This is a genomic window from Phaeobacter sp., from assembly GCF_022825805.1.
GTDB lineage: Bacteria > Pseudomonadota > Alphaproteobacteria > Rhodobacterales > Rhodobacteraceae > Phaeobacter.
This window is the reverse complement of the sequence record NZ_JAJDWC010000144.1, coordinates 1-8,657: the sequence shown is the minus strand read 5'-3', so window position 1 is coordinate 8,657 and position 8,657 is coordinate 1. Positions and strand designations below refer to the sequence as shown.

Annotated in this window: 7 protein-coding genes and 1 pseudogene; 2 read left to right on the top strand and 6 right to left on the bottom strand. The window is 58.7% G+C overall.

Going from position 1 to position 8,657, the window contains the following annotated elements:
- The 4 genes and pseudogenes from Q0C28_RS16500 to Q0C28_RS16485 all read right to left on the bottom strand — a co-directional run.
- Positions 1-212 (bottom strand): annotated as a pseudogene (locus Q0C28_RS16500) (hypothetical protein); the annotation flags it as partial.
- 444 nt (positions 213-656) lie between these two features.
- Positions 657-1,295, bottom strand: coding sequence for a hypothetical protein (locus Q0C28_RS16495; RefSeq protein WP_293577440.1), 639 nt, complete (start codon positions 1,293-1,295; stop codon positions 657-659).
- Between the two features lie 54 nt (positions 1,296-1,349).
- Positions 1,350-3,017 (bottom strand): energy-dependent translational throttle protein EttA, encoded by a 1,668-nt coding sequence (ettA, locus tag Q0C28_RS16490; protein ID WP_293577439.1) that lies wholly within the window; start codon positions 3,015-3,017, stop codon positions 1,350-1,352.
- Between the two features lie 293 nt (positions 3,018-3,310).
- A complete protein-coding gene (locus Q0C28_RS16485; RefSeq protein WP_293577438.1) occupies positions 3,311-4,696 on the bottom strand; it encodes a P-loop NTPase fold protein in 1,386 nt (461 codons plus the stop codon).
- A 114-nt stretch (positions 4,697-4,810) separates the two neighbouring features.
- On the opposite strand from Q0C28_RS16485, the gene Q0C28_RS16480 reads away from it, so the two are divergent.
- Positions 4,811-5,416, top strand: a complete 606-nt coding sequence (locus Q0C28_RS16480; RefSeq protein ID WP_293577442.1) for a nicotinate-nucleotide adenylyltransferase — start codon at positions 4,811-4,813, stop codon at positions 5,414-5,416.
- A gap of 9 nt (positions 5,417-5,425) precedes the next feature.
- On the opposite strand, the gene Q0C28_RS16475 is transcribed toward Q0C28_RS16480, so the two are convergent.
- Positions 5,426-6,232, bottom strand: a complete 807-nt coding sequence (locus tag Q0C28_RS16475) for a DMT family transporter (protein ID WP_293577436.1) — start codon at positions 6,230-6,232, stop codon at positions 5,426-5,428.
- A gap of 168 nt (positions 6,233-6,400) precedes the next feature.
- On the opposite strand from Q0C28_RS16475, the gene dacB reads away from it, so the two are divergent.
- Positions 6,401-7,885, top strand: a complete 1,485-nt coding sequence (gene dacB, locus Q0C28_RS16470; protein ID WP_293577441.1) for a D-alanyl-D-alanine carboxypeptidase/D-alanyl-D-alanine-endopeptidase — start codon at positions 6,401-6,403, stop codon at positions 7,883-7,885.
- A 134-nt stretch (positions 7,886-8,019) separates the two neighbouring features.
- On the opposite strand, the gene Q0C28_RS16465 is transcribed toward dacB, so the two are convergent.
- Positions 8,020-8,442 (bottom strand): tellurite resistance TerB family protein, encoded by a 423-nt coding sequence (locus tag Q0C28_RS16465; RefSeq protein ID WP_293577434.1) that lies wholly within the window; start codon positions 8,440-8,442, stop codon positions 8,020-8,022.
- Between the last annotated feature and the right edge of the window lie 215 nt (positions 8,443-8,657).

The window sequence follows — 8,657 nt, the reverse complement described above, 5'->3', positions numbered from 1 at the left end:
ACCACCGCCCGCACCAAAGCGACGCGGCCGACCACCAAAAAAGGAGAAACTGATCGCAACAACCGGCTGATCACCGAGACCAGAAAGTGGGGAATTTTACTTCGCCACTTTTGGGGATTTTTGAAACGGCATTTACAGCCGATCAAGGCATAGCCAATCACAGCGGCATTCAGCCCGCCAATCATGCCCACAAGAATACCAATCGCTGCCATAGTCCGCCCTTTCTGTGGCTTGCCGCAGGCTTCCCTGCGCACAACCTAGAATAGGGTTAATTTTGACCAAATTATGCCCGCGACATGGCAGCGGTTGGAACAGCACTGTCGGGGTAGGGCCTGTGCGCCGGGCAATTGTAATGCGTTTGCAGCCCTTTACGTAGATCTTTGGTTGCTGGTGGTTTGGGCTGCGTTGCGGGTTGCGGGGGAAGAGGCTTGGGCCGGTTCTCCGCTTGAAGTATGGACGGGCGGAGCCCTCCGCTGCAACGAATGCTTCAAGGTTCAACGCCTACAAGGTTTCCCCTGGGGCGTGGCGCATAGTGGCACGGCCCGCGCCTGACCTTCCCATCATGCCGGAGGCATGCTTTCAGCATGACGAAGGCGCATCTGCGCTCTCACAATGTAAGACCTGGGCCTAGTAATGAGGGCTATGTGGCCTTGATTTCAGATTTTACCGTGAATCATAAGAGCCACGTCAAAAATCCGTCGCTGAAAGGCAGTATTGCTTGCGATCGGGGCAAAACCGCTCCTTTGAATGTGATCATCAAATCCCGTTAAAGTTGACAAGATGGAGGGCAGATAGTCTCCAAAAAGGTCATCGAATTCGCTCTTGAAATTGTCGTATTTCTGGTAGCTTTTTCCGGTAACGGCGCGTAGCCCAAGCCTCGCAAACCTGTCCCACATCGGATATTTTTCCGGCTGAGACATGCTCAGCACTTTACTGATCAGAGACAGTTGAGAGTTTGCTTCGTTGCCGTTTTCGCAGTGTTTCTTGAGAGACTTTTGAAGTTCTTCGGAAGCGCTCTCAAGGAACCCGGGGGTCTGGTGGTCGATACGTAAATTTGCCAAGAAAGTCTGCACTTCGGTTAGCGCACCTTTGGGCTCTTCCTGTGATGTCGTGCCGGGAATTCCCCTTGCTACTCCGTACTCGACTGTGAACTTTCTAAAAGTCCTCCAATTGCCAGACTTCAGCATTGGCAAGTTGTTCAATCCTGGATCGGCTTCGAACTGATCTTTCCAATCTTGCCAGTTGAGCCATGCGCGGAACACATGAGAATGATCGATTACCAGTTTTTGTGACATACTCGGTTTCTCAAAGAAAAGGCCCGCCAAAATAGACGGGCCTGTTGGTTTTTATCACCGCACAAATTTCTTGTGCTTCAGGCGCTTAGGCTCCAGGGCGTCTGGTCCCAACCGGCGTTTTTTGTCTTCTTCGTAATCCTCGAAGTTGCCCTCGAACCACTCCACATGGGCGTCGCCTTCAAACGCCAGGATGTGGGTACAGATCCGGTCGAGGAAGAAACGGTCGTGCGAAATCACCACGGCGCAGCCGGCGAAATCCACCAGCGCGTCTTCCAGTGCCCGCAGGGTTTCCACGTCCAGGTCGTTGGTCGGTTCGTCAAGCAGCAGCACGTTGCCGCCCTCTTTCAGCAGGCGCGCCATATGGACCCGGTTGCGCTCACCACCGGACAGCAGGCTCAGTTTCTTCTGCTGATCGCCGCCCTTGAAGTTGAACGAGGAGCAATAGGCGCGGGAATTGACCTGCGCATCACCCAGTTCGATGATCTCCGCGCCGCCAGAGATGGCTTCCCAGACGGTGTCATTGTCATCGAGATCATCGCGCGACTGATCCACATAGGACAGCTTCACGGTATCGCCGTATTCGACGGCACCGCCATCGGGCTGTTCCTGACCGGTCAGCATTTTGAACAGGGTCGATTTACCGGCGCCGTTGGGGCCGATCACACCGACGATGCCACCGGGCGGCAGATCAAAGGACAGGCTTTCGACCAGCTGTTTGTCACCGTAGTGTTTGGACAGGTTTTCGACCGCAATCACCTTGGAGCCGAGACGCGGACCATTGGGGATGACGATCTGGGCGCGGCCGACCTTTTCGCGTTCGGACTGGCTGGCCATTTCGTTGTAGGCCGCGATCCGGGCCTTGGATTTCGCCTGACGGGCCTTTTGACCCTGGCGCATCCACTCCAATTCGCGCTCCAGCGTTTTCTGCTTGGCTTTGTCTTCGCGCGCTTCCTGCTCCAGACGTTTGGCTTTCTGCTCCAGCCAGGCGGAGTAGTTGCCCTCGTAGGGGATGCCGCGGCCGCGGTCCAGTTCGAGGATCCAGCCGGTGATGTCATCGAGGAAATAGCGGTCGTGTGTGACGCAGAGGATGGTGCCCTTGTAGTCGATCAGGTGCTGCTGCAGCCAGGCGATGGTTTCGGCGTCCAGGTGGTTGGTCGGTTCGTCGAGGAGCAGCATGTCTGGCGCTTCGAGCAGCAGTTTGCACAGCGCAACGCGGCGTTTTTCACCACCCGAGAGATCGGCGATCTTGGCGTCATCCGGCGGGCAGCGCAGGGCTTCCATCGACACATCCACCTGGCTGTCGAGATCCCAGAGGTTGTCGGCGTCGATGGCGTCTTGCAGCTCCGTCATCTCCTCCATCAACTCGTCGGTGTAGTTCTCGGCCATCTCCACCGCGATCTGGTTGAAGCGGTCGACCTTGTCCTTCTTTTCCTTGACGCCGAGCATGACGTTTTCCCGCACGCTCAGGCTCTCGTCCAGCTGCGGCTCCTGCGGCAGATAGCCGACCTTGGCGCCTTCGGCAGCCCAGGCTTCGCCGGTGAAATCCGTGTCCAGCCCGGCCATGATCTTCATCAGGGTCGATTTACCGGCACCGTTGACGCCGACGACACCGATTTTCACACCGGGAAGAAAGGACAGGTGGATGTTTTCAAAGCATTTCTTGCCACCGGGGTAGGTCTTGGAGACCCCCTGCATGTGGTAGACGTACTGATAGGCGGCCATGGGACTGCTCCGTGATGGGGGAATTTCGCTGGCTGGTGTGATAGCGGATGGGCGGCGGCGGGGCAATGCGGGATGCGTGGTGCGCACCCTGAGTATCGGGTTATGCCAGTCTCTGGTTTTTGATCAGATGTAGTTTGCCCTTTGGGACCCGGCGCGCAGCGGCACGGCCCGCGCCCGAGTTTGTGCGTCGACAGCTGCCAATCATCCCGCGTCCGAACCGAGGGATGGTCGCGGAGCGCCCGCCCCGTGGGGGCGGTTCGGGCGCTGCCCGTGCAAAGCACGGGCACTTGATTTCAAATGAAATTGATGCCTCCAAGATGGCGCCTGGCGATTTGAGAAAGATAGGTTTTAAACTCTGTGTCCACGAGCGCGTCACCTTTTGGAATGTCTAAGGTGTGCTCTGAAGTTGGAGTGACATGGCCACATGAGATAGCCAATACATTACATACTGTTTTAAGCTGTCCATCTGGGTCTGCAGGCAAGCTTTCAGGAAGCTTGAAGAATTTTTGCAAATCGGAAAACACAGCACTCTCAGACATGATCTTAGAGAATAACACTGGATCCAATGTGTAAACGCAGATCAAACAGGCGAGCGCGACTTTGTATGCTCCGTTATTCCAATGAGTATCTGAAGATGCAGCAATGACGACGTTAGTTGCAATGTGCTCGGCGTCGCGTAGGGATACATCCGGTTTGAGAAAATACTGAACTAGTACTATGATTATGTCAGTTTCCACACGACCATTTGCGCCGATAGAATTAGCCGCCTTCTTAAAGTAGCGCGCGGCGACATCATTCCTCCCCCTTACTGAATCATATAACGGCAGATCAAAGCCGAATGTCACAAACTTTCGCAGGTAACGTGCAGCATCCACACCGCTCCCGTACCGCGCCCGGACGGAGTTCTGTAGCTCCTTCAAATTCACCCCCAACACAAAATGCACGCCGGGGACATTGAAGAAATGCTTGATGATCTCCAGCAGCGACAGCGCGTAGTCCGGGCGGCAGCGGTCCAGCTCGTCGATGACGATGACCAGCTTTCGTTGCGGTTCCCCATCTTCGCTAGGCTCCGTCAGTTCGGTCAGCGCCTCGCGAAACGCCTCCATCGCGGCAATCCGGGCGTCATGGGCGTTCCAGAACTTCACGGCTTCCTCGTCGCCCTTGCCGCTGTTCAAAAAGGCCTCGGCTTCGTCGCCTACAGCATTTGCAACAGCATCGCCCACATCGCTCAAAGCTTCGGTCGCGCCAAAAGTGGCGACAGAAGCCCCAATCCTGAGTGCGCCTTTGCCAATCGCCCAAGCCGCCTTTTTGATTTGCCTGCTACGTTCAGATTTTTGGCCTTCTTCTTGGCTTTCAGCACTTTCGAAACGCTTGGCAATTGCTCCGGTCAGCGCAATCAGCGGGTCATCCAGAAAATCATGCTCGAAGGCATCGAAATAGACGGTCTTCGTTTCTGAGTTGTGGTTCTTGTGCTCACCTACCCAGCATTTCAGAAAGAAACTCTTGCCCGACCCCCATGCGCCGTCCAACGCGATGACCATTGGGTCGTCGATGCGCTCCACCAGATCCGAGAGTTTTTTGCCGGTCGCTTCGCGGTCAAGCTGGTCATGATCGTCAAAGCCATCTTCATAAAGTTCGATTTTAGGTTCGGGCACAGTCAGGTGCATAGAGGCGTCCATTTTAATCAATCAATGCGTGTACTGAACTCCCTGCGCTGTGGAATGACAAGTGGGATCACCTTGCGTTCAACACCTGATTGATCTTGCCGGGAATCTATGTGCATCAATGCAGCCATGAGGATGGGGTTGCCACATATACGTGCGGGGATGACCGTTGGGCTGTTGGGGGGGTCGTTTGATCCGCCGCATCAGGGCCATCGCGCGATCAGCCTTGCGGCGCTGCGGCGGTTTGGGCTGGATCACCTGGTCTGGCTGGTCTCGCCCGGCAACCCGTTGAAAACGCGTCAGCCAGCGGCGCTGGAGCGACGGGTGCAAGCCTGCCGGGATTTGATCCAGCATCCGCGCATCCAGATCAGCGGGATCGAGGCAGACTGGGGCACGCGCTACACGGCGGAAACCCTGCGGTTGCTGCGCCAACGCCACCCTGGCGTGCGTTTTGTCTGGCTGATGGGTGCGGATAACCTGGCCGATTTTCACCGTTGGAAGGACTGGCAGCAGATCCTTGATACCGTGCCGGTGGGGGTTCTGGCGCGGCCCGGCGACCGGATTTCTGCGCGTCTGTCGCCTGCGGCTCGGCTCTATGCGCCTTATCGGCTGAAGGGCGGGCAAAGCCGTTTGTTGGCGCAGGCCATGGCCCCTGCCTGGTGCTTTGTGAATGTGCCCATGGTCAATGTCAGCTCGACCGAGATCCGCGCGCGCGGCGCGTGGGGCAAGACCTGAACGATCGGATTAGCGGCGCAACCTTGCAGAGGTCAGCCCCGCAGAGATCACCACCGCAAGTCCAATCCAGGTTAGCGAATCTGGCCATTGATCAAAGACCATCCACCCCAGAGACACTGCTGCCACCAGCTGGAAATAGACCAGCGGGGCCAGCCGCGATGCGGGCGCGCGGGCATAGGCAAACAGCAGCAGCAGATTGCCCAGCATTGAAAACCCGGCACTGCCAAAGGTCAGCGCCGCGACCTCAACCGATGGGATGGGCAGGGAGGCCAGCCCCAGAGGCAGGGTCAAGAGCGCGCTGATCGACAGCTGCGTCAGGCTCAATTCCAGCGGTCTGCCCAGATGCGACAGCCAGCGTGAGGTGGTCAGGAAGCCGCCGTAAAACACCCCGGCCATCACCGCCCAGATCAGGTTTGCAGAGCCGCCGAAACCCGGGCGCACCACCAGTAGAACGCCGCAAAAGCCAAGCGCCATCAACAGGCTGCGCGCCAGCGTGGCAGGCTCTCGCAGCAAGAACACGGATAGGACATAGCTGACGATGGGCCCGACGAAGAAGGCGGCAAACACATTGGCCAGCGGCTCGGTGCGCAGCGCCATCTGGATCGACACGATCCCGCCGCTCAGCAGGGCGGCGCGCAGCCAAAGGCGGCGGTCTTTCAGCAGGTGATATGCGCGGCGCGGCACAAAGGGCAGCACCAAAAAAGTGCCGATTGCAAACCGCGACCATGCCACGAAACCGGGGGTGGCTGCTCCGCTGGAAGTGAGAAGCTTGCCACAAAGGTCCCCGGCAGGGATCATTGACATGGCGACAAACATGATCATCACTGCTTTCACCATCGGGCCAGCGGTATCAGGCACCTTCGGAGAAGAAAAGAGGCAGATCTGCCGGTTAGGGCGATTGTTTTGCGGGTCTTTTTCGGTCTTGCCGTCTGCGGGGGCCGGTGCGTTTGTCGAACTGTAAGACGTTCATGAGATAGTATGGATATGATTTCGCGTCGCCTGTTTGTTCAATCTGCTCTTGCCGCTGCGCTTGGGGGACCTGCGCTGGCCAATGCGCCAGCGGTCTCGCTACGCCCTGTGGCCCGCGATCCGGCCAGTCTGATATCGGCAGGCGGCGGGCTGAAGGGGGTGTTGGCACGCGCCGGGCTGAGCGGGGAGGTCGCCTGCGCGGTCGCGGATGTAAAAACCGGCCTGCGGCTGGAGGCAGAAGGCGCGCAAAGCGCATTGCCACCGGCCAGTGTCGCCAAAGCGCTGACCGCGCTTTATGCGCTGGACACATTGGGGGCAGGGCATCGCTTTACCACGCAGTTGATCGCCACGGGCACGCTGAGCGGCGGCGTGCTGACGGGCGATCTGGTGCTGGTGGGGGGCGGGGATCCCATGCTCAACACCGACCATCTGGCACAGATGGCGCGCCAGTTGAAAACCGCAGGCCTGCGTGAGGTGCGTGGCAATTTCCGCTATTTCGAGGGGGCGTTGCCTGCCATCCACAGCATTGATCCGGACCAGCCGGATCACGTGGGCTACAGCCCGGCGCTGTCGGGTTTGGCGTTGAATTTCAACCGGGTGCATTTTGAATGGAAACGCGCCGGTCAGGGCTGGGCGGTGACGATGGATGCGCGCACGCAGAAATACCGCCCCGAGGTCGCGGTGGCGCAGATGGCCGTCGCCAAGCGCAAATTACCGGTCTACAGCTACCAGGATCGCAAGGGCGCGGATCACTGGACGGTCGCCAATGCCGCGCTGGGCAAAGGCGGCTCGCGCTGGTTGCCGGTGCGCAAACCCGGCGCCTATGCCGCGGATGTGCTGCGCACGATGGTGCGGGCCAACGGCATCGCCCTGCGCGCGCCCAAAGTGGCCAAGAACCGCCCCAATGGGCACGTGCTGGCGACCCACCAAAGCCCGCCGTTGGATGTGATGCTGAAGGCCACGCTGAAGTTTTCCAACAACCTGATGGCAGAGATGATCGGTCTTGCCGCCACCCAGGCCCGCGGTGGCAGGCCTCGCAGCCTGCGGGAGTCGGCAGCAGACATGAACCGCTGGGCGGCCGCGACCTATGGGGTGAAAGGGGCCAAACTGGTGGATCACTCGGGCCTTGGGGCGGCCTCCCGGATCACGGCGGCGGATATGGTGACGACCTTGATCGCGGCCCACCGACAGGGCGCGCTGAAACCGCTGCTGAAGGGGTTTGCCCTGCGCGACAGCAAAGGGCGCGTGGTCAAAAACCACCCGATCAAAGTGGCGGCCAAAACCGGCACGCTCAACTTCGTGTCCGGTCTTGGTGGGTTCATGACCGCAGCCGATGGCACCGAACTGGCATTTGCCATTTTCTCGGCGGACAAACGTGCCCGGGCCGGGATCAAGCGCGCCGACCGGGAACGCCCGCCGGGCGCGCGGTCCTGGAACCGGCAGGCCAAGCGGGTGCAGCAGCAGCTGATTGAGCGTTGGGGGCGGGTTTACGGCAGTTGACGGCCATCTGTTGACCCCCGCCTGACCGCACCCGCATCGGCAGCGCCAGGATAGGCCCCGACTGTTACCGCGCACTGTTACGCCGCAGCCGATCCTGTCGACTGCGGCGCTTATACTGTTCCGTTGTTTGGAGGTCAGACCATGTGTCGTGCGCGGGCGCCACGTTCGATGGCGGCGGCATGCAGCCGGTCGATGTTCAACTCGTAGCGGATTTCTTCCAGCAGGCGCAGTTCCGATTCCGTCAGGCTGCCATCTGCGGCGGCCACATCGCAGGCCAGCGCATAGGCTGTTTCAAACAAACGTTCGGGCAGGTCTTCGCGGATCAACCCGAACAGCGCGTCCAGGCCGTCTTCCTGCTCGAACAGATCAAACACAATCTGCGAGATCCGATTGACCCGGTCGATGTCGTAGGATGCAAAAACGGGCAGCATGTTCACAGCCGATTGGATTTTCACCAATTCGGCGGTCCGGATGTCCTCGTCCGAGGCGGAGATCGCTACCATCAGCGCGACAAGGCAATCCTGAGGAGACATGGGATGAGGGGAAGTTCCGGCCATTTGCAGTCCTTTTCCGGCTGAGTGTAAACCACAGGATATGGATGCGGCGTCAGCTGTTCAAGACAGGGCGCGTGGTTTTGTCGCTAACAAGCGATATGTCCGGTGTAGGTAACATGCGATCTGTCCGGTTTTATCATGTCTCCGAAAGGAGGCGTTATGAAGCGGACAGAAGTGTTACAGGAAGTTCGACTTATGAAGTTCGAAGACGTGTATTC

Bases quoted from the DNA above. Each gene is read 5' to 3' on its own strand.
- Q0C28_RS16485 (WP_293577438.1), bottom strand. From the start codon at position 4,696: ATGGACGCCTCTATGCACCTGACTGTGCCCGAACCTAAAATCGAACTT.
- Q0C28_RS16480 (WP_293577442.1), top strand. From the start codon at position 4,811: ATGAGGATGGGGTTGCCACATATACGTGCGGGGATGACCGTTGGGCTG.
- Q0C28_RS16465 (WP_293577434.1), bottom strand. From the start codon at position 8,442: ATGGCCGGAACTTCCCCTCATCCCATGTCTCCTCAGGATTGCCTTGTC.
- Q0C28_RS16495 (WP_293577440.1), bottom strand. From the start codon at position 1,295: ATGTCACAAAAACTGGTAATCGATCATTCTCATGTGTTCCGCGCATGG.
- ettA (WP_293577439.1), bottom strand. From the start codon at position 3,017: ATGGCCGCCTATCAGTACGTCTACCACATGCAGGGGGTCTCCAAGACC.
- dacB (WP_293577441.1), top strand. From the start codon at position 6,401: ATGATTTCGCGTCGCCTGTTTGTTCAATCTGCTCTTGCCGCTGCGCTT.
- Q0C28_RS16475 (WP_293577436.1), bottom strand. From the start codon at position 6,232: ATGTTTGTCGCCATGTCAATGATCCCTGCCGGGGACCTTTGTGGCAAG.